We start from the raw sequence: 19,539 nt of genomic DNA on the forward strand, positions 1-19,539 counted from the left end.
TCAATGCGGCACCTCTTCCTCCTCTCATCCTGAGGAAGCGCGAAGCGCTGTCTCGAAGGATGGGCTGCTTGCTCGGGATATGCCGCCCATGCTTCGAGACGGACCTGACGGTCCTCTCAGCATGAGGGCTTCCATAGAGGCTTGCTCTCACAGCAGCAGGTGCGAAACCGAAGGGGCGTAGAGCGCATCGACGGCGGCGGCCGTCGCACCGAGGGCGACAGCTGTTGCACCGGACGTACCGATGCGGATCCTGTCTTCTTCAAGCGAAGCGTCGAGACGGCGGGGTAGCGGGGAGGCACTGTCGAGCAGCGCCTGGAGGAAGTCCGGACGAATGATGCCGCCGAGGATCAGCGCTTCCGGGTCGAGCATCATCTCGATCATGTTGATCATCTGGCGCATGAGCGGCGCGACATCGGCTATCCAGCCGAGGACTGCCGGATCTCCTTCAGCGAACAAGGCTTCGATCCGTCCAACGGAGCCTGGTTCCGTCGGCTCCAGGCCAAGCCTTTCGCACAGCGCGTTGAGTGACAGATACCGCTCCAGGCAGCCGGTGTTGCCGCAGGAACAGGCCGGGCCTGTCGGGTCGATCACAACGTGCCCGATTTCACCGGCGTTTTTCGTCGCACCCGGATAGAGTGCGCCGTTCAGGACAAAGCCGGCGCCAAGCCCCATGCCGAACTGGATGAAGGCAAAGCTGTTGAAGCTGCGGCCGATCCCGTAAACATGCTCGCCCAGCGCGGCGGCCGACGCGTCGTTCTGAAGGACCACCGGCAAGCCGATCGCCGACTGAAGCTGCGCGAGATTTTCCGGCGAGCCGAAATCCGAAAATGTGGTGGCATCGGTGCCGCTGGAGGTCTGCGATCCGGTTTCGAAAGGGCCGGGAGCGGCAAGACCGACGCCGAACAGACACTTGGCCATACCGGGATGCGCAGCACGGAATTCCTCTGCCATCGACAGGATCCGGCTGTTGGCTGCCTCGGGCGTGGCAGCGGCCATGGGGGCGGCCGACTGCCAGACAATGCTGCCCAGAAGATCGCAGGCAATCGCCGTCACAGACAGACGATCGACATGAAACCCGAGACTGTAGGCATGATCGGGTTTGAGCTGCACCGTCATGCCCGGATGGCCGCGGCCTCGGGCCTTCTGGGCATGCATCTCGACAATGCCACGGCTTTCCAGCTCGCCGACGATGTTCTGCACCGTCTGGCGGGAAAGCGACGTGATTTCAGATATTTCCGTGCGACCGATCGGACCGCGCGTGCGGATGACTTCCAGCACCACACGGTGATTATGCGTCTTGGCGCGGGTCAGGTTTGTGCCGCTGGTCCGGAAGGATGCGGGGATCGGAGCACTGTCGTTCATGGCGCCAATAGACCAGAAATTATTTTTTCTATCAATTTGACAAAATAAAAAAACCGAACATAGGATGCTTTGCCTACACAAAAACCGGAGGGCGAGATGAACACGTTTGGAAAGATGATTTTGGGGTCCGCCTTCGCGACCCTGGCCATGACCACGACGGCATTGGCCGACACCACACTGAATGCACTTTTCATGAGCCAGGCGGCTTATAGCGAAGACGACATCAAGTCGATGACCGCCAAGTTCGAGGAAGCAAATCCCGGCGTCACGGTTGCACTCGAATTCGTTCCCTATGAAGCCCTGCACGACAAGATCATTGCAGCGGCAGGTGCGGGCGATGACGGGTATGACGTTGTCCTGTTCGACGTGATCTGGCCGGCCGAATTCGCAACGCGCGGCTTCCTGCAGGATGTCACGGACCGCATTCCGGCCGACTATACCGACAAGGTTTTCGATGGTGCCTGGACGACGGTCGAATATGACGGCAAGCGCTATGGCATGCCCTGGATCCTCGATACGAAATACCTCTTCTACAATGCCGACATGCTGGCAGAGGCTGGCATTTCCGCCCCACCCAAGACCTGGGCCGAGCTGGCGGAACAGGCCAAGCAGATCAAGGACAAGGGCATTGTCGAATATCCGCTGGTCTGGAGCTGGTCCCAGTCCGAGGCGATGATCTGCGACTTCACCACGCTGACGGCGGCCAATGACGGCGCTTTCTTTGATGAAGGCCAGCCGGCCTTTACCGCCGGCGGTGCCAAGGATGCCGTTTCCTTCATGAAGGCAACGCTGGACGAAGGCCTGAGCAACCCGTCTTCACGCGAATATTTCGAAGAAGACGTCCGCCGAGTGTTCTCCAACGGCGAAGCGGCGTTCGCCCTCAACTGGACCTACATGAACGCCCTGGCCAACGATCCGAAGGAAAGCAAGGTCGCCGGCAAGGTGAAGGTAGCTCCGGCACCAGGCGTCGAAGGCAAGTCAACCGCGTCCAGCGTCAACGGCTCCATGGGTCTCGGCATTCCCGCCAACAGCCCGCATGCGGATGAAGCCTGGGCCTATATCTCCTTCCTGACCCAGAAGGACGTTCAGGACAACTATGCCAAGCTCAGCCTGCCGATCTGGAAGGCGTCCTATTCCGAACCGAAGGTGATCGAAGGCCAGGAAGACCTGATCGCGGCGGCAAAAGAATCCATTGCTGTCATGTATCCGCGTCCGCTGGTGCCGTCCTACACCGAAGTCTCCGACATTCTCCAGAAGAACATCCATCAGGTCCTGCTCGGCCAGGCAAGCGTGGATGAAGCGCTGGAAGCTGCCGCAGACCGCGTCAAGCGCATCCGCTAAGTTTGCGACTGACGGGAGACTGACCATGCATGGCCGACGCCAGAAACGTGAAAAATGGATCCTTCTGGCGCCGGCCCTGGCTTTGCTTGCGCTGGTCACGGTGATACCGCTTGCCAACACACTGTGGCTGAGCTTCACCGACACGCGCATTTCCGCTCTTCCCGAGCCGGTGCATTTCATCGGCCTGGAAAACTACGTCTACGCGCTTACCGACCCGGATTTTCAGGACGCCCTCTTCAGGACGCTTTACTTCACCATCGTCTCGGTGGGTCTGGAAGGCATTCTCGGTGTCGCGGTTGCCGTACTGCTCAACCAGGAATTCCGCGGCCGGACGCTGCTTCGGGCTCTGATCATCCTGCCCTGGGCGGTGCCGACCATCGTCAACGCCGTTGCCTGGCGCTTGATCTATCACCCTGATTATGGCGCGCTGAACTCCCTGCTGTTCCAGCTGGGCCTCATTTCCGATTACCGGAGCTGGATCGGCGATCCGGCGACCGCCATGAACATGGTCATCCTGGCAGATGTCTGGAAGAACTTTCCGCTGGTTGCCTATGTGGCACTGGCCGCCCTGCAGACAGTGCCCGGTGACCTCAACAAGGCGGCAGCCATCGAAGGCGCCGGGCCCTGGAAACGGTTCCGCTCGATCACCCTGCCCTGGATCGCCGGTCCATTAATGGTCGTCATGGTGCTGCGAACCATCGAGGCCTTCCGCGTCTTCGACATCATCTACGTGATGACCGGCGGAGGCCCCGCGGACAGCACCAAGACCGCGAGCTTTTACGTCTACCAGGAATATTTCAACTACCTCAGAAGCGGCAGCGGGGCCTCCTATGCGGTGCTGGTCGCCGGCATCAGTGCCGTCCTGATCGTGTTCTATTACTCCGCGACCAAGCGGCAGACGGCGGGAGGCGCGGCATGAAACGCTCGCTCGTTCAATCCATCCTGCTTTATGGCTGCGCCCTGTTGCTGGCAGCCTTCACAATAGGTCCGCTGCTCTGGCTTGCCGTCATGAGCATCAGCGCGCCGACTGACCTGACCGAGGTGCCGCTGCGCTGGATCCCCTCTGAACTTGACTTCAGCCGCTACACGAGCCTGCTCAGCCTTGAAGGCGGCAACGGCGAGCGATTTTTGAGCGCACTCCGGAATTCCCTCCTGACAGCCGGCGGGGCGACTGTCATCGCGCTTCTGCTCGCCATTCCGGCTGCCTATGCCTTTTCCAGAAGACAGGCGTCGATGGTCCTGTTGTTCGCCTTTCTCGCAACGATCATGATGCCGCCGATCACCTATGTGCTGCCGCTCTATTCGACCTTCAGCAGCTTCGGCATGCTGAACCACACGGTGACGCTGATTATCGTCTATACGGCCATGCTGCTGCCTTTCGCCACCTGGCTGATGAAGGCCAATATCGACGTGCTGCCGGTGGAAGTGGAGCAGGCTGCCTTCATGGAAGGTGCCGGAACCGCCTACACCATCCGGCAGGTGGTGCTGCCACTGGCCCTTCCGGCCATTGCCGCCACCGCCATGCTGTCCTTCCTGGTGGCCTGGGACGAGTTCTTCTACGCCCTGATCTTCACCAACGATCTCAGCGCGAAGACCCTGCCTGTTGCGATCGCGGATTTCTCCGCCGGACGCGTTACCGACTACGGCGTCATCGCCTCGGTTGGCGTTCTGGCGACATTGCCGCCAGCCATCCTCGCCATCGCCTTCCAGAAATTCATCGTCTCCGGACTGGTCGCCGGATCCGTCAAGGGCTGACCACAGCAGGAGACCGACAAGGAATGAACGCCGCAATGCCGCAAGACCCCATCCTCCAAATCAGCCGCCTGCAGAAGAGATACGGGGACGTGAATGTCCTCAAGGACATCGATATCTCCATGGCGCCCGGCGAGTTTCTTGTCCTGGTCGGACCGTCCGGTTGCGGCAAGTCGACCCTGCTGAGCTGCATTTCCGGACTGACCGACATATCCTCCGGCACCATCCGCATTGCCGGCAAGGACCGCACCAACGACGAACCAGCCGACCGGGATATCGCCATGGTGTTCCAGTCCTATGCCCTGTTCCCCAACATGAGCGTGGAACGCAACATCGGCTTCGGTCTTGAAGTCCGAAAGGTCGAAGAGGCCGAGAAGAAACGGAAGGTGGCCGAGGTCGCGGATCTTCTGAAGATCGAACACCTGCTGCACCGCCGCCCGGCGGAACTTTCCGGCGGACAGCGCCAGCGTGTCGCCATGGGCCGGGCCCTTGTGCGCGAACCGAAGCTGTTCCTGTTCGACGAACCGCTGTCCAATCTCGATGCCAAGCTGCGCGTGACCATGCGCACCGAAATCAAGCGCATCCATCAGACAACGAACGCGTCCATCGTCTACGTCACCCATGACCAGATCGAAGCCATGACGCTGGCCAGCCGGATCGTTGTGATGAAAGACGGCGTGGTCCAGCAGATCGGCACGCCGCAGGAGATCTACAACAAGCCGGTGAATGCCTTTGTCGCGGACTTCATGGGCGCACCGTCCATGAACCTGATGACCGGCACTGCTACACGCGAGGGCGACCATCTCCGGCTGCAGATCCCGACACCGGACGGACCGCCGCTGGAACTGTTCGACTATGGTCCGGGGCCGGAAACGCTGTCCGCCGGCGGTACGGCAGAGCTCACCATCGGCCTTCGCCCGGAGGCGATGACGGATCTTGGCTTGCGGTCCGGTGGCATCGACGGCCGCAGCCTGCAAAGCGCCGACTGCCTTCTGGACGTGGTCGAACCGGCCGGCGCCGATACCTATGCGGTCATTCAACTTGGCGGAACGGAAGCCGTTGCCCGGTTGTCGGCGGATGCGCCGGTCACTGCCGGTCAGCGCGTTCCGATCGCTTTCGACCTTTCCAAGATTTCCTATTTCGACATTGCATCGGGTAATCGCCTATGAGCATTCAACGAGGCCTTGCCGCCGACATCGGCGGCACCAACACCCGGCTGGCGCTGGTCGAAAACGGCCGCGTTCTGGAAAACACCATCGCGCGGTTCCGCAATGCGGATTTCGAAACACCGGAAGCGGCCATCGGCACCTATCTTTCGGAAGCCGGGCGACCGGCCTGTGCTTCTGCCGTCATCGCCATCGCAGCCCCCATCGATGGCCCCGCGATCCGCATGACAAACCATCCCTGGACCTTCAGTGCCGACTGCATCGGCAAGGTTCTGGGCGGAGCGAACATTACCTTCCTGAACGATTTCGAGGCGCTCGCCTATTCGCTGGACAAGGTCCCAACGGAGCGGCTTCAGCCCGTCTATGAACCGAGCCAGAAACTGCGCAGCAACGCCACGCGCCTCGTCGTCGGTGCGGGGACCGGCTTCAACGCCGCCGCGCTGTTTCAGACACCTGCCGGATTTCATGTCGGCACCGGTGAATGCGGCCACTCGACATTGCCGGTCGAAACCGAAGACGAACTTCGGCTCTGGAATTACCTCGCTCTCAACCGTGGACGCGCCTCCGTCGAACGGGCGCTGTCGGGAAGCGGCCTCAAGGAAATTCACGAGTGGTACTGTCTCGAGCAGGGCCTGTCGCCCCGCGACCTGTCACCTGCAGACATTGCGGAGCGCGCCAATTCCGGGTCCGATCCGCTTTGCGTTTCCGCTGCCCGGCAATGGGTGACATTTCTCGGCCGGGTCATTGGCGACCTCTCGCTGGTGTTCCTGTCCCTTGGCGGCATCGTGCTGACAGGCGGCGTCACCCGAAGCCTGGCGAGGTTCCTGGCAGAACCGGAATTCATCAACGCCTTTTGCGCGAAGGGCCGCCAGCAAAAGCTGGTTTCCGGCATTCCGGTTCATCTGCTTGATGACGATTTCGCAGCTCTGGCAGGGTGTGCCGCGCGGATGTAAGCGTCACCACACGATCAGGAACTCAGCCCCAGCTCCTCGATCACGGTCTGAACCGCCAGCCGGAAGACCTGTTCCTCGGCTCCCGGCTGGGTGTCCGGACGGGTCATCAGCCCGACCGGCCCCTTTGTCATGTCGGTATCGAACGGCAGGCGGACCAGGTGGCCGTCGGCGGTTTCGTTCTGCACCACGCCGGACGAAATGATCCAGACCGCGTCAGTCCTGCGGGTATAGACCCTGCCGAAAGCACCCGAGACCGTTTCGATCTTGTTCGGGATCTCGCCGACCCCATTGGCGATCATGAAGCGCTCGACCAGAGGCCGGATCGCCGCGCCTTCCGGCGGATAGAGCACAGGCCATTCGACAATACGCTTGATATCCGGCCTTTCCAGAAGCGGGTGCCCGACCCGGACGATCACATCGACACGCTCGGAATAAAGCTGGGTGAAGGAAACGCCTTCCATGGACACCGGCCTGCCGAGCCGGCCGATCACCAGGTCGAGTTCACCCATCTTCAGCCGTTCGATCAGGTAGCCGTGCGGGCCGTCCATGATCTGGACCATGACATGAGGTGCCAGTTCGGAAAACTCCTTGATGACCGGGGGCATGAAGCTGGCCGCGACACTCGGCAGAACGCCCACCTTCAAGGTCGCGCGGGCGTGTTCGCCTTCCTTCTCGACCCCATCCAGGCCTTGCTGCAGGCTCGCCAGCGAGATCTGCGCGAAATGCAGAAACACCTTGCCCTGTTTGGTCAGCGCGATGCCGGCCCGGTTTCGTGTCATCAGACTGGCGCCGATGATATCTTCCAGTTCCTTGAGCGTTTTGGAGATCGCCGGCTGGGTGAGATTCAACTTGTCGGCAGCCAGTTTCAGGCTGCGTTCCTGCGCAATCTCCACGAAACACTGGATGTGCCGGAACTTGATGCGTCGGTCGATCATTTAATTTCTCATTTTGGAAAGAAAGAAGCCGAATATCTCATTTTACTTCCCAATTTTGATCATTCAATATCAATTCAACAAGGGAGGATCGGATGCGAACTCAGGTTGTCATTGTCGGCGGTGGACCGTCCGGCCTGCTGCTCGGGCAGCTTCTTCATCTGAAGGGCATCGAGACCATCATTCTGGAGCGCAAGACGCGTGAATATGTGCTTGGCCGCATCAGGGCCGGCATTCTGGAAACGGGTCTCGTCAACATGATGCGCGAGGCAGGCGTGGCCGAGCGGATGGACAAGGAATGCTTCGTCCATGACGGCACCTGCATCTCGTACGAAAACGAGATGTTCGACATCAACTTCCAGAAGCTGATCGGCCAGAATGTCGTCGTCTACGGCCAGACGGAAGTCACGCGTGATCTTTATGACGCCCGCGATGCAGTTGGCGGTCAGACAATTTTCGAGGTCGAGGGGGTCGAGATCCGCGATGCGGACACGGACGCGCCCTATGTCACCTTTACCGTGGACGGCAGCGCGCGGCGCATCGACTGCGATTTCGTGGCGGGCTGCGACGGGTTCCACGGCGTCAGCCGCAAGACCATTCCCGACACCGTGCGCAAGGACTACGAGAAGGTGTTCCCATTCGGCTGGCTGGGCGTTCTGTCCGAGACGCCGCCGGTGCATGAAGAACTCATCTATGCCAATTCGGCACGCGGCTTCGCGCTTTGTTCCATGCGCAACGAAAACCTGTCGCGCTACTACGTCCAGTGCAATGTCAGCGACGACATTTTCGAATGGACCGACGAGAGGTTCTGGGACGAACTGAGACGCCGGCTACCGGAAGCGGTTGCCGACAAGCTGGTGACCGGACCCTCTATCGAGAAGTCCATCGCTCCGCTGCGATCCTTCGTGTGCGAGCCGATGCGCTGGGGCCGTCTGTTCCTGTGCGGCGATGCCGCCCATATCGTGCCGCCCACCGGCGCCAAGGGCCTCAACACCGCTGCCTCCGACGTGCATTACCTCTACAAGGGTCTGGTGCATTACTATCAGGACAAGGACAGCCACGGCATCGATACCTATTCGGAGAAAGCCCTGGCACGGATCTGGAAAGCGGAGCGTTTCAGCTGGGCGACCACCAACATGCTGCACCGGTTCCCGGACCAGTCGGATTTCGACCTGAAGATGCAGCGGGCGGAAATCGAGTCTCTGCATCACAATGAAACCGCGCAGAAGTGGTTTGCGCAGAACTATGTGGGACTGCCCTACTGATGAATATCGCGCGTCTGCCTTCTGCCGACATTCACTGGCGCGAAGATGGCGACCCGGACGGCACGCCTGTTGTCTTCGCCAATTCGCTCGGCACGGAATTGCGGCTCTGGGACAAGGTCATCGACCTTCTGCCGGAAACAGGCCTCCGGCTGATCCGCTTCGACAAGCGCGGCCACGGGCTGTCCTCCTGCCCTGAGAGCCCCTACTCCATGGACGATCTCGCCAGCGACACGCAACAGCTGCTCGATCACCTTCAGATCGGCTCCTGTGTTTTTGTCGGGCTTTCCATCGGCGGCATGATCGGTCAGCACCTGTCGCACCGGCAGCCGGAACGCATCAAGGGTCTGGTGCTGTCCAACACCGGGGCGAAAATGGGCGAAGCCGCCATGTGGCAAGACCGGATTGCCCGGATCCGTGCAGGCGGTATCGAGAGCCTTGCCGACGCCATTCTGGAGCGCTGGTTTTCGGAAGATTTCCGCCAGACGGCCGAATGCCTGGCCTGGCGCCACATGCTGGTTCGCACCCCGACGGAGGGTTACATCGGCTGCTGCGAAGCAATAGCCGGTGCGGATCTGACGGACAGCACGTCCGGGCTTCGCCTGCCGGTGCTGGGTATCGGCGGCAGCGAGGACCTCGCCAGCCCACCCGCCATGGTGCGCGGCACGGCTGAGCTCATCGCCGGCAGTCGTTACGTTGAAATTTCCGGTGCGGGCCATCTGCCCTGCGTCGAAAAGCCGGATGTCTTTGCCGGCCATCTCATGACTTTCCTGAAGGAGGACCTCCATGTCTGAGCGTTTTGAAACCGGCATGAAGGTCAGGCGATCCGTGCTTGGCGATGAACATGTCGACCGGGCGGAAGCCGCCAAGACGCCACTTGACGAACCATTCCAGACCCTGATCACCGAGGGTGCCTGGGGCACGGTTTGGGCATCGGACGGCATCAGTCCGCGGGAGCGTTCGATGCTGACGCTCGCCCTTCTGGCGGCACTCGGCAATTTCGAGGAGATTGCCATGCATATCCGGGCAACCGCCCGCACCGGCGCCAGCAAGCAGGACGTGCTCGAGGCGTTTCAGCATGTGGCGGTCTATGCGGGCGTGCCACGTGCCAACCAGGCGCTCAAGATCGCCAAGGAAACTTACGCCGAAATGGAACGCAGCGGCCAGAAGCTGACCGCGACAGGCGGTTAACGGAGGAAAATCGATGTTGAAACCCGGACCTTTCTATCAGCGGGACCGCGAGTGGCATCCGCCGGCACATACACCGGACTACAAGACCAGCGTGTCGCGCTCGCCGCAATATTCGATGATCAGCCTGGAAAACAACGTCAGCGAGATCACCGGGCCGACCTTCGGCCATAACGATATCGACCCGCTCGACAAGGACCTGATCTACAACTACGCGAAGGCGGGTGAAAGCGCGATCGGCGAGCGGATCATCCTGCATGGCCGGGTGCTGGACGAAAACGCGAAGCCGATCCCGAACACACTGGTGGAGATCTGGCAGGCCAATGCGGGCGGACGCTACCGGCACAAGAAGGACACCTATCTTGCGCCCATCGACCCGAATTTCGGCGGCTGCGGCCGCACCCTGACCGACGAGAACGGCTACTACTATTTCCGCACGATCAAACCGGGCGCCTACCCCTGGCGCAACTGGGTGAACAACTGGCGGCCGGCCCATATCCACATGTCGATCTTCGGCACTGCCTTCTGTCAGCGCCTGATCACCCAATGCTACTTCGAGGGCGATCCGCTCATTCCGAAATGCCCGATCGTGAACACCATTCCCGATCCGGCGGCCATTGAGCAACTGGTCGCCAAGCTCGACCTCAATGCCACCATCCCGCTCGACACGATCGCCTACAAGTTCGACATCGTCCTGCGCGGGCGCCGCTCGACCCTGTTTGAAAATCGGCCGGAGGGGAACTGATCATGACGCAGCAACTCGACTATCTGAAGGAAACGCCTTCCCAGACGGCCGGACCTTACGTTCATATCGGCCTCGCGCCAGGCGCCGCCGGTTTCGACATCTATCGGCAGGAATTGGGCTGGGACATCGCAGGCCCCAATGCCAAGGGTGAGCGCATTCGTGTGGAAGGTGTCGTCATCGATGGCATGGGCTCGCCGATCAAGGACGTGATGCTGGAAACCTGGCAGGCCAACAGCGATGGCATTTACGCCCATCCTGAACATGCCGGCGACGTGGAAGACGGGTTTCGCGGCTGGGGCCGTGTCATCACCGATTTCGACACCGGCGAATGGGGGTTCGACACGGTCAAGCCAGGCCCGGTCAAGCTTCCGGACGGCAAGGTTTCCGCGCCCCATATCAGCCTCTGGATCGTCGCACGCGGCATCAATGTCGGGCTTCAGACCCGCCTTTACTTCGAGGACGAGGCTGAGGCCAACGCGGCCGACCCGGTGATCAACCTGATCGAATGGGAAAAGCGCCGCCAGACCCTGATCGCCCGGAAGACCGAGCGCGACGGCAAGACGGTCTATCGTTTCGAGGTCAAGCTGCAAGGCCCGGACGAAACGGTGTTCTTCGATATTTGATGCGCGCCTAGATCGCCCCTCATCCTGAGGAGGACCGCAAGGTCCGTCTCGAAGGATGGGCTGCAAACTCGGAACAAGTGGCCCATCCTTCGAGACAGCGCTCAAGCGCTTCCTCAGGATGAGGCGGAAGAAGTGGCGACTGGTGGTGTACCCGTTTTGGGTGCAGAACGAGATATTGAGAGACGGACATGTCCAAGCCCTGCATCATCTGCGTCGCGATTACCGGATCGCTGCCGAAGAAGGAAAACAATCCGGCGGTGCCGATCACCGTTACGGAGCAGGTGGAAAGCACGCAGGCTGCCTTCGAGGCCGGTGCGAGCATCGTCCACGCCCATGTGCGCAACGACGATGAGACGCCATCCTCGGATCCGGAGAAGTTCGCGCGGCTCAAGGAAGGGCTGGAAAAACACTGCCCGGGCATGATCATCCAGTTTTCGACCGGAGGCCGTTCTGGTGCCGGGAAGGAACGCGGCGGCATGATTGCCCTTCAGCCCGACATGGCGTCGCTGTCCGTCGGCTCCAACAATTTCCCGACCCGGGTCTATGAGAATCCGCCGGATCTGGTCGACTGGCTTGCCAGCGAGATGCGGACCCATCATGTGAAACCGGAGATCGAGGCATTCGACCTGAGCCACATTCATCAGGCGGCTGCCATGAACCGCGACGGGCGTATTCCCGGCAAGCTTTATGTGCAGTTCGTCATGGGCGTGAAGAATGCCATGCCGGTCGACCGGGATGTCTTCGACTATTACATAAAGACCGTTGAACGGCTGGTACCGGACGCCGAATGGTGTGCCGCCGGGATCGGCCAACACCAGTTCACCCTCAACGAGTGGTGCATTTCCTCAGGCGGGCATACCCGCACCGGCCTGGAAGACAACATCCGCCTCGACCGGGACACGCTTGCCCCTTCCAATGCGGCGCTTGTAAAACGGGCGGCGGATCTTTGCGAGAAATATGAGCGTCCCGTCGCGACCTGGCAGCAGGCGCGCGAGATCCTGGGTCTGCCGCTGAAGGCGGCTTGACCCGCCTTTCCACTTGGCTCTCAATAAGGGCCCACCCAGAGACCCTGCCGAGCCATGCCTCTTTCGCTATTTTCCAGCCAGATCCATTCCTCCCTCTTTGCTGACGGTGACCTGACCAAGCTTCTCGCTGATGGCAGCGATGTCGCGCATATGATCGCTTTCGAGCGCGCCCTTGCCATCGTACAGGGGCGCCTGGAGATCATTCCGGCGCAGGCCGCGCGGGAGATATCAGAGAAGCTCGCCGACGTTCACATCGAGCCCGCAAACCTTGCGGCCGGAACAAGATCCGCCGGTGTGCCCGTTCCAGCGCTTGTGGCGGAACTGCGCAAGCAGCTCAGCGCCGACGCCGGGGCCTGGCTGCACTGGGGCGCAACCAGTCAGGACGTCATCGACACGGCGCTGGTCCTTCAGGCGAAAGTGGCGCTCGAGATTCTCGGTGCGCAACTGGAAAAACTGGTCGATACGCTGGAACGGCAGAGCGAGCGCCATGCGGATCAGCTCATGGCGGGGCGTACGCGCAGCCAAGTGTCGACACCGATCACCCTCGGCTACCGGATCGCGCAATGGGCGCATCCGCTGATAGATGCGGAAAATGCCCTGTCCGCGCTCAGGTCCGCCGTGCTGCGCGTCCAGTTTGGCGGCGCCTCAGGCATCAACAGCGCAATCGCTCCGGACGGAACCGCAGTCTCGGCGGCGCTCGCACTGGAACTCGGCCTTGAAGACAGCCCGTCGTGGCACGTCAACCGGACGCCCATTCTGACGCTTGCGGGCTGGCTGCAACAGGTCACCTCCGCCCTTGCGAAGATGGCTGGAGACCTGGCGCTTTCCGGGCGCACGGACATTGCGGAGCTTTCCAGCGGGACCGGCGGCGGATCCTCGACCATGCCGCAAAAGGCCAACCCGGTGCAGGCCGAGACCATTCAGGTGCTCAACAGTATTGCGATTGCCGCCCAGGCCGGGCTTGCCGCTGCCGCCAGCCCGCTGGAGGAACGCGACGGAACAGCGTGGCCGCTGGAATGGCATTTCCTGCCGCAAATGCTGCTGGCCGCGGGCGCTGCGCTGGTGCACGCAGAAGAGCTTGCCACCAGCCTGCAGGCGCATGAGGCCAATCTGGCCGCAACGCTGGCGTCAAACCCGGAAATCATGGCCGAAACCGCCAGTTTCGTTCTCGCCCGGAACGGCGTTTCCCGCGCTGAGGCAAAGGATCTTGTCGCGGCAGCTGCAAAGGACCCGGCCCCCTTTGCCGAAGCCCTAGCAAGGATTTCGCCGGTCAGTCTTGACTGGCAGAAGGAACTGGATCCGCAACAGGTCGTCGCACCGGCAAGGGAGATGTCGGCGCGGATCTTTCAGACCCGCCGCAGAGGCTGAACAGGGTCGGGCCCTACCCGGCCACATCCGCGTTGCTGATCACGAAATCCACGAAGTGGCGGATCTTCGGGTCCTGAAGGCGCCTGTGCGGATAGAGGCAGCCGAAGATGGTGGGGGGAGGCGGCGTATCCTTCAGGATCTCCACCAGACGGCCGCTTTCCAGATGCTGGGCTACGTCGAACCTCGGCTTGTTGACGATGCCGTATCCTGACAAGGCCCAGTCGGTGAGAACGTCGCCATGGTCGGCATCCATCTTGCCGGAAACCTGAAGCTTGCGCGGCCCGGCCGGTGTCTGCAGAACCCAGTAATATTCCGGCGAGCGCGGGTAGCGCAGCAGCAGGCAATTGTGCTCGTCGCTCAGGAGATCATCCGGGGTTCGGGGCGTACCGTGCTTTTCTAGATACTCCGGAGCCGCGCAGAGCACCCGGGGGCAATCGGATATCTTGCGCAGCTTCAGATTGGAGTCCTGCGGAGTGCCAATGAAAAAAGCGACGTCCAGCCCGTCGGACAGGATGTCGACCTTGCGGTCGGACAGGCGCATATGCACTTCCGTTGCCGGGAATTTTTCAACGAAACGCGGCACCAGCGGGGCGATGATGCGCCGGCCGGCACCAAGCGGTGCCGTGACCCGGATGACCCCGCGCGGCGTATCGGAAAAGCTGGCGACCGCGGCTTCCGCGTCTTCGATGGATTCCAGCGCCTTCACCGCATAATCGTAGAACACCTTGCCGACCTCGGTCGGCGTGAGCGATCTTGTGGTGCGGTTGAAGAGCCGCACGCCGAGATGCTTTTCCAGCTCCTTTATGCGCTTGCTGGCAACCGCCGGTGTCAGGCGCAAGTCGCGTCCGCCGGATGTGATGCTGCCCAGTTCGACCACGCGGGTGAAGACGCGCAGGGATTCCAGATAGGACATGGCCTCTTGCCTCGGATTTGAATTCTCGTGCGATTACAGGGCGCTGGTTCTCATGATCGACTTTGGTCGCATTTCCTGAGCCACAGTATCGCACGGCCATTTTCAATGATCTGTTGAAAGAATTTCCGGAATCACCGGATTTTTTGCAAGTGTCCTGAAGCGTACCGTCCTCGGCTGAGAGAAGACTTTGCCCGAGGACGCGATGACCCACCGCACAGAAATCCGGTTTCTGCTGAACAGCGCCGACGTGATTGTCACGGATGCGCCTGCCGACAAGACCCTGCTCGACTACCTGCGCCTGGAACGCCGGCTGACGGGCTCCAAGGAAGGCTGTGCGGAAGGCGACTGCGGGGCCTGCACGGTGTTGGTCGGCCGGCTGGCCGGCGGCGTTCTGAAATATGAGACCGTCAATGCCTGCATCCGGTTTCTCGCGTCGCTTGATGGATGCCACGTGGTCACCATCGAGCATCTGCGGGGAGAAAACGGTGGTCTGCATCCGATCCAGCAGGCGATGGTCGATTTCCACGGCAGCCAGTGCGGCTTCTGCACCCCCGGCTTCGTCATGTCGCTTTACGCGCTGTGGATGGGCAATCCGGAACCGACAGATACGGAAGTCGAAAGCGCGATCCAGGGCAATCTCTGCCGCTGCACCGGCTACCAGCCCATCATTGCCGCCGCCATGGCCGCCAACCGCTACGGCTCGCCGGCACAGGATTTCCTGGAAACAGAACGGGCAACCATCACCGAACGGCTGGCAGCGCTTTCCGACGGCCGCCGTGTCGTCACCGGCCCTGACGACAACAAGGCGATCCTTCCGGCGGATGTCGCCGACTTCGCAGCCGTTCTGGAAGACTTTCCGCAGGCGACCATTGTTGCGGGTTCCACCGATGTCGGTCTCTGGGTCACCAAGTTCATGCGCCCCATCGGCCCGGCCGTCTTCATCAGCCACCTTCAAGAGCTGAAATCGGTCACCTTGAGCGACACAGCGCTGGAGATCGGTGCAGGCGTCACCTACTCGGAAGCACAGGCGACCATCTGCGAGATTTTTCCGCATCTGAAAAGCTACTGGGACCGGATCGCCGGCCAACAGGTGCGCAACATGGGCACCATCGGCGGCAACATCGCCAATGGATCGCCGATCGGCGATACGCCGCCCGTGCTGATCGCGCTCGGAGCGCAAATCGTTCTGCGCAATGGAGCCACGCAGCGCAGCCTGCCACTGGAGCAGTTCTTCATCGAATACGGCAAACAGGACCGGGCGCCCACCGAATTCGTCGAGAGCATCCTGATCCCGCGGCCCCGTTCCGGCCAGTTTCACGCTGCCTACAAGATTTCCAAGCGCCGGGACGAGGATATCTCGTCTGTCGCCGCCGGTTTCTGCGTGACCGTTTCCGAAGGTCGGATCACCGATTGCCGCCTGGCATTTGGCGGCATGGCCGGCACGCCGAAGCGGGCCGCCAAAGCAGAAGCCGCGCTGCGCGGCCAGCCCTGGGGGGAAGCTGCGTTCGTGGCTGCCGGCAAGGCGCTGGAAGCCGATTTCACACCGCTTTCCGACTGGCGCGCCTCGGCCGAGTACCGGGCGACTGCCGCGCGCAACCTGCTGCAGCGCTTCTTCCTGACCCATGACGAAACGACCTCGGAAGCGGTCGATCTGCTGTCTGCTTGAGTTTTGAGGCGAACCACATGAAACACGACATCATCACGGACGCCAAGAAGTCGATCAGCGGCGCTGTCCATACCGACCGCCGCCACGACAGCGCGGAAAAACACGTCACCGGCCGGGCAGAATATTGCGACGACATTGCCGAACCGCAGGGCACCCTTCATGCCTATCTCGGCACGTCCACGGTTGCCCACGGCCTGATCAAGTCAATGGATCTGGAGGCGGTTCTGGCAGCTCCCGGTGTCATCGGAGTGCTGACTGCGGCGGACGTTCCGGGCTGCAACGACATCAGCCCCACGGGCCAGAACGACGAACCGGTGTTTCCGGTCGACAAGACGGAATTCCATGGTCAGCCGCTGTTTGCCGTCATCGCAACAAGCCGCGACGCTGCCCGGCGGGCCACCGAACTGGCAAAGATCGACTATGAGGTCCTGCCGCATGCGCTTGATCCCGTCAGTGCGATGGATGCCGGCTATCCGCATGTCACCGCACCGCTGAAGCTGGAACGCGGCGACATCGCCCCTGCCTTCGACAGCGCGAAGAATCGCATCCAGGGCCGGATGACGATCGGCGGCCAGGACCACATGTACCTGGAAGGCCAGATCGCCTTTGCCATTCCGGGTGAGGACGACGACGTCGCTGTCCACTGCTCGACCCAGCACCCGAGCGAGGCACAGCACATGGTTGCCCATGTGCTCGGCGTGCCGTCGAACGCGGTCACGGTCAACGTCCGCCGCATGGGCGGTGGCTTCGGCGGCAAGGAAAGCCAGATGAACCTCTTCTGCGCGGTGGCTGCCATCGCCGCGAAGAAGTGGAACTGCCCGGTAAAAATCCGCCCGGACCGCGACCAGGACATGACCGCCACCGGCAAGCGGCACGACTTTGTGGTCGACTACGACGTTGCCTTCGACGACAGCGGCCGGATCGAGGCTGTCGACGGCACCTTCGCGGCACGTTGCGGTTATTCCTCCGACCTTTCCGGGCCGGTGACCGACCGCGCGCTGTTCCACGCGGACAATGCCTATTTCTATCCGAATGTCCGGCTCACCAGCCGGCCGATGAAAACCAACACGGTCTCGAACACCGCCTTTCGCGGGTTCGGCGGGCCGCAAGGCGTGGTCGCTGCCGAGCGCATGATCGAGGAGATCGCCTATGCACTCGGCAAGGACCCGCTGGAGATCCGCAAGGCCAATTTCTATGGCGACCGCAACGACGGCCGTCTCCTCACCCCCTATCATCAGGAGGTCGAGGACAACATCTTGCCGCGCTTGATCGGAGAACTCGAAAGCTCCTCTGACTACCAGGCCCGCCGTGAGGCGATCCTGCAGCACAATGCCCGTTCCTCCATATTAAAACGGGGTATTGCGCTGACACCGGTCAAGTTCGGCATTTCTTTTACAGCCACCTGGTACAATCAGGCCGGTGCGCTGATCCACATCTACAATGACGGATCGATCCACCTGAACCATGGCGGCACTGAAATGGGCCAGGGCTTGAACACCAAGGTGGCCCAGGTCGTGGCAGATGCCTTCCAGGTGGATTTCGAGCGCATCAAGATCACCAAGACGACGACCGAAAAGGTGCCGAACACATCGGCGACCGCCGCCTCATCGGGCTCCGACCTCAACGGCATGGCTGCCTTGAACGCAGCCGAACAGCTGAAGGAACGGCTGGTCGCCTTTGCTGCCGAGCGCTGGAACACCGAACCGGAAACCATCCGCTTCCATAACAATATGGTCGAGATCGGGTCCGAACTGGTGTCCTTCAATGATCTTGTCCGCCAGGCCTACATGGCCCGTGTGCACCTGTCGGCCGCCGGCTTCTACAAGACGCCGAAGATCCACTGGGACCGCGCCGCCGGAAAAGGCCGCCCGTTCTACTATTTCGCCTATGGCGCATCCTGCTCGGAAGTTTCCGTCGACACGCTCACAGGTGAATACCGGGTGGAGCGGACCGATATCCTGCATGACGTCGGCAAGTCGCTGAACCCGATCCTCGACAAGGGTCAGGTGGAAGGCGCCTTCATTCAGGGCATGGGCTGGCTGACGACGGAAGAACTGTGGTGGGACCAGGCCGGACGCCTCAGGACCCACGCGCCGTCGACCTACAAGATCCCTCTCGCCTCCGACCGGCCACGCCAGTTCACCGTGAAGCTTGCCGAATGGTCGGAAAACAAGGAACGCACCATCAAGCGCTCCAAGGCCGTGGGCGAACCGCCCTTCATGCTGGGTGTGTCCGTCTTCGAGGCGCTTTCCATGGCCGTTGCCAGTGTCGCCGATTACCGCGAATGCCCGCGCCTTGATGCCCCGGCAACGCCGGAGCGGGTGCTGATGGCCATCGAGCGGCTGAAAACCCGGGAGTAAATCATGACAATGCGCTCCAGCCAGACCGAAAGCTTCTTCGGCTCAGCCCACCCGATCGTCCGTGTCGTGCTGACGCGGGTTCAAGGATCGTCCCCCCGGGAAACCGGCACGGAGATGTTCGTTGCCCCGAACAGCCTCTTCGGCACCATCGGCGGCGGCCAACTGGAGCACATCGTCATTACCCAGGCCCGTTCGATGCTGGCCGAAGGCACGCTTTCCTCCAGGCTCGACTTGCCGCTCGGCCCGGAAATCGGCCAATGCTGCGGCGGACGGGTGGAAGTATCACTTGCACGCATGCGCAAAGCCGAACGGCAGGCAGTCATCAGCCGCCTGCGGAACGAGGACGATGCGCTGCCGCATGTCTATGTGATGGGCGCAGGCCATGTCGGCCGGGCGATTGCCAACCTGCTGCAGCATGCGCCGGTGCACTGCGTACTGGTCGACATGCGCAAGGAAGAGCTGGCGCAATGCCAGGCGCGTGTCGACATGCGCCTGCGGGCCATTCCGGAAGTCGAAATCTACAATGCGCCTGCGGGCAGCGCCTTTATCGTGCTGACCCATGACCACGGCCTGGACTTCCTGCTGACGTCGGCCGCCCTGGAGATCGGCCATGCGTCCTACGTCGGCATGATCGGGTCGGCCACAAAACGCGCCAAGCTGCGCTCCTGGTGCAACAGCCATTGCAATGGCCTTTCCATCGACCAGCTGACCTGCCCGATCGGCGCAACCGCCAGCCGGGACAAGCGCCCCGAGATCATTGCCGCTTTTGTCGCCGCAGAAGTCCTGACCGCCCTGACCTCGGGCGCAAGAGCTGCCGGCGAGACGGAGGAGGCTGCGCTGCTGGAGGCCGCGCAGTGAAACAACGGCTGACCTGTCCTTTGGG

The 19,539-nt window shown here is 61.6% G+C and carries 18 protein-coding genes; 15 read left to right on the plus strand and 3 right to left on the minus strand.

The window, feature by feature from the left end; genetic code table 11:
* Nucleotides 1-147: 147 nt before the first annotated feature.
* Nucleotides 148-1,362 carry an ROK family transcriptional regulator gene (locus tag ACP90_RS27065; protein ID WP_062491145.1) on the minus strand — a complete coding sequence of 405 codons (1,215 nt, stop codon included), beginning with the start codon at nt 1,360-1,362 and terminating at the stop codon, nt 148-150.
* A gap of 114 nt (nt 1,363-1,476) precedes the next feature.
* Between ACP90_RS27065 and ACP90_RS27070 the strand changes: the two genes are divergently transcribed.
* Genes ACP90_RS27070 through ACP90_RS27090 form a run of 5 tightly spaced genes read left to right on the plus strand, consistent with a single transcriptional unit; the run spans nt 1,477 to nt 6,574 of the window.
* Entirely contained in the window at nt 1,477-2,703 is a 1,227-nt protein-coding gene (locus ACP90_RS27070) for an extracellular solute-binding protein (RefSeq protein WP_228148121.1), read from the plus strand.
* A gap of 25 nt (nt 2,704-2,728) precedes the next feature.
* On the plus strand, nt 2,729-3,622 hold the full coding sequence (locus ACP90_RS27075) for a sugar ABC transporter permease (RefSeq protein WP_062491149.1): 894 nt from the start codon (nt 2,729-2,731) through the stop codon (nt 3,620-3,622).
* Nucleotides 3,619-4,458 (plus strand): carbohydrate ABC transporter permease, encoded by an 840-nt coding sequence (locus ACP90_RS27080; RefSeq protein WP_062491152.1) that lies wholly within the window; start codon nt 3,619-3,621, stop codon nt 4,456-4,458. Before ACP90_RS27075 ends, ACP90_RS27080 begins: the two co-directional genes overlap by 4 nt.
* 23 nt (nt 4,459-4,481) lie before the next feature.
* Nucleotides 4,482-5,624 carry a sn-glycerol-3-phosphate ABC transporter ATP-binding protein UgpC gene (ugpC, locus tag ACP90_RS27085; RefSeq protein WP_082809877.1) on the plus strand — a complete coding sequence of 381 codons (1,143 nt, stop codon included), beginning with the start codon at nt 4,482-4,484 and terminating at the stop codon, nt 5,622-5,624.
* Nucleotides 5,621-6,574 (plus strand): ROK family protein, encoded by a 954-nt coding sequence (locus ACP90_RS27090; RefSeq protein ID WP_062491154.1) that lies wholly within the window; start codon nt 5,621-5,623, stop codon nt 6,572-6,574. The genes ugpC and ACP90_RS27090 overlap by 4 nt, the downstream gene beginning before the upstream one ends.
* Before the next feature lie 14 nt (nt 6,575-6,588).
* Here the strand turns inward: ACP90_RS27090 and pcaQ are convergent, their stop codons facing one another.
* Entirely contained in the window at nt 6,589-7,509 is a 921-nt protein-coding gene (gene pcaQ, locus ACP90_RS27095) for a pca operon transcription factor PcaQ (RefSeq protein ID WP_055656875.1), read from the minus strand.
* A gap of 92 nt (nt 7,510-7,601) precedes the next feature.
* Between pcaQ and pobA the strand changes: the two genes are divergently transcribed.
* The 7 genes from pobA (at nt 7,602) to ACP90_RS27130 (ending at nt 13,717) form a co-directional block, all read left to right on the plus strand.
* On the plus strand, nt 7,602-8,771 hold the full coding sequence (gene pobA, locus ACP90_RS27100; RefSeq protein ID WP_062491156.1) for a 4-hydroxybenzoate 3-monooxygenase: 1,170 nt from the start codon (nt 7,602-7,604) through the stop codon (nt 8,769-8,771).
* Entirely contained in the window at nt 8,771-9,562 is a 792-nt protein-coding gene (pcaD, locus tag ACP90_RS27105) for a 3-oxoadipate enol-lactonase (RefSeq protein ID WP_062491158.1), read from the plus strand. Before pobA ends, pcaD begins: the two co-directional genes overlap by 1 nt.
* Nucleotides 9,555-9,959: a 4-carboxymuconolactone decarboxylase gene (pcaC, locus tag ACP90_RS27110; protein WP_022999298.1), complete on the plus strand. Its 405-nt coding sequence runs from the start codon at nt 9,555-9,557 to the stop codon at nt 9,957-9,959. Before pcaD ends, pcaC begins: the two co-directional genes overlap by 8 nt.
* Before the next feature lie 13 nt (nt 9,960-9,972).
* On the plus strand, nt 9,973-10,701 hold the full coding sequence (pcaH, locus tag ACP90_RS27115; RefSeq protein ID WP_055656871.1) for a protocatechuate 3,4-dioxygenase subunit beta: 729 nt from the start codon (nt 9,973-9,975) through the stop codon (nt 10,699-10,701).
* A gap of 2 nt (nt 10,702-10,703) precedes the next feature.
* On the plus strand, nt 10,704-11,324 hold the full coding sequence (gene pcaG, locus ACP90_RS27120) for a protocatechuate 3,4-dioxygenase subunit alpha (protein WP_062491160.1): 621 nt from the start codon (nt 10,704-10,706) through the stop codon (nt 11,322-11,324).
* A 188-nt stretch (nt 11,325-11,512) separates the two neighbouring features.
* Complete coding sequence (locus tag ACP90_RS27125; RefSeq protein ID WP_062491161.1) at nt 11,513-12,349, plus strand: 3-keto-5-aminohexanoate cleavage protein; 837 nt, start codon at nt 11,513-11,515, stop codon at nt 12,347-12,349.
* Nucleotides 12,350-12,403: 54 nt separating this feature from the next.
* A complete protein-coding gene (locus ACP90_RS27130; protein WP_062491163.1) occupies nt 12,404-13,717 on the plus strand; it encodes a lyase family protein in 1,314 nt (437 codons plus the stop codon).
* 13 nt (nt 13,718-13,730) lie between these two features.
* Here ACP90_RS27130 and ACP90_RS27135 read toward each other — a convergent pair whose 3' ends face one another.
* Complete coding sequence (locus ACP90_RS27135) at nt 13,731-14,630, minus strand: LysR family transcriptional regulator (protein ID WP_022999303.1); 900 nt, start codon at nt 14,628-14,630, stop codon at nt 13,731-13,733.
* A 202-nt stretch (nt 14,631-14,832) separates the two neighbouring features.
* On the opposite strand from ACP90_RS27135, the gene xdhA reads away from it, so the two are divergent.
* The 3 genes from xdhA to xdhC are packed head-to-tail and all read left to right on the plus strand — an operon-like array spanning nt 14,833 to nt 19,514.
* On the plus strand, nt 14,833-16,296 hold the full coding sequence (gene xdhA, locus ACP90_RS27140) for a xanthine dehydrogenase small subunit (RefSeq protein ID WP_062491164.1): 1,464 nt from the start codon (nt 14,833-14,835) through the stop codon (nt 16,294-16,296).
* 17 nt (nt 16,297-16,313) lie between these two features.
* Entirely contained in the window at nt 16,314-18,656 is a 2,343-nt protein-coding gene (gene xdhB / locus ACP90_RS27145; RefSeq protein ID WP_062491165.1) for a xanthine dehydrogenase molybdopterin binding subunit, read from the plus strand.
* 3 nt (nt 18,657-18,659) lie between these two features.
* A complete protein-coding gene (gene xdhC / locus ACP90_RS27150; protein ID WP_201030439.1) occupies nt 18,660-19,514 on the plus strand; it encodes a xanthine dehydrogenase accessory protein XdhC in 855 nt (284 codons plus the stop codon).
* The last annotated feature ends 25 nt before the right edge of the window (nt 19,515-19,539 follow it).

Source organism: Labrenzia sp. CP4 (genome assembly GCF_001579905.1).
In the GTDB taxonomy this organism is placed as follows: domain Bacteria; phylum Pseudomonadota; class Alphaproteobacteria; order Rhizobiales; family Stappiaceae; genus Roseibium; species Roseibium algicola.

Bases quoted from the DNA above. Each gene is read 5' to 3' on its own strand.
- ACP90_RS27065 (WP_062491145.1), bottom strand. From the start codon at position 1,362: ATGAACGACAGTGCTCCGATCCCCGCATCCTTCCGGACCAGCGGCACA.
- ACP90_RS27070 (WP_228148121.1), top strand. From the start codon at position 1,477: ATGATTTTGGGGTCCGCCTTCGCGACCCTGGCCATGACCACGACGGCA.
- ACP90_RS27075 (WP_062491149.1), top strand. From the start codon at position 2,729: ATGCATGGCCGACGCCAGAAACGTGAAAAATGGATCCTTCTGGCGCCG.
- ACP90_RS27080 (WP_062491152.1), top strand. From the start codon at position 3,619: ATGAAACGCTCGCTCGTTCAATCCATCCTGCTTTATGGCTGCGCCCTG.
- ugpC (WP_082809877.1), top strand. From the start codon at position 4,482: ATGAACGCCGCAATGCCGCAAGACCCCATCCTCCAAATCAGCCGCCTG.
- ACP90_RS27090 (WP_062491154.1), top strand. From the start codon at position 5,621: ATGAGCATTCAACGAGGCCTTGCCGCCGACATCGGCGGCACCAACACC.
- pcaQ (WP_055656875.1), bottom strand. From the start codon at position 7,509: ATGATCGACCGACGCATCAAGTTCCGGCACATCCAGTGTTTCGTGGAG.
- pobA (WP_062491156.1), top strand. From the start codon at position 7,602: ATGCGAACTCAGGTTGTCATTGTCGGCGGTGGACCGTCCGGCCTGCTG.
- pcaD (WP_062491158.1), top strand. From the start codon at position 8,771: ATGAATATCGCGCGTCTGCCTTCTGCCGACATTCACTGGCGCGAAGAT.
- pcaC (WP_022999298.1), top strand. From the start codon at position 9,555: ATGTCTGAGCGTTTTGAAACCGGCATGAAGGTCAGGCGATCCGTGCTT.
- pcaH (WP_055656871.1), top strand. From the start codon at position 9,973: ATGTTGAAACCCGGACCTTTCTATCAGCGGGACCGCGAGTGGCATCCG.
- pcaG (WP_062491160.1), top strand. From the start codon at position 10,704: ATGACGCAGCAACTCGACTATCTGAAGGAAACGCCTTCCCAGACGGCC.
- ACP90_RS27125 (WP_062491161.1), top strand. From the start codon at position 11,513: ATGTCCAAGCCCTGCATCATCTGCGTCGCGATTACCGGATCGCTGCCG.
- ACP90_RS27130 (WP_062491163.1), top strand. From the start codon at position 12,404: ATGCCTCTTTCGCTATTTTCCAGCCAGATCCATTCCTCCCTCTTTGCT.
- ACP90_RS27135 (WP_022999303.1), bottom strand. From the start codon at position 14,630: ATGTCCTATCTGGAATCCCTGCGCGTCTTCACCCGCGTGGTCGAACTG.
- xdhA (WP_062491164.1), top strand. From the start codon at position 14,833: ATGACCCACCGCACAGAAATCCGGTTTCTGCTGAACAGCGCCGACGTG.
- xdhB (WP_062491165.1), top strand. From the start codon at position 16,314: ATGAAACACGACATCATCACGGACGCCAAGAAGTCGATCAGCGGCGCT.
- xdhC (WP_201030439.1), top strand. From the start codon at position 18,660: ATGACAATGCGCTCCAGCCAGACCGAAAGCTTCTTCGGCTCAGCCCAC.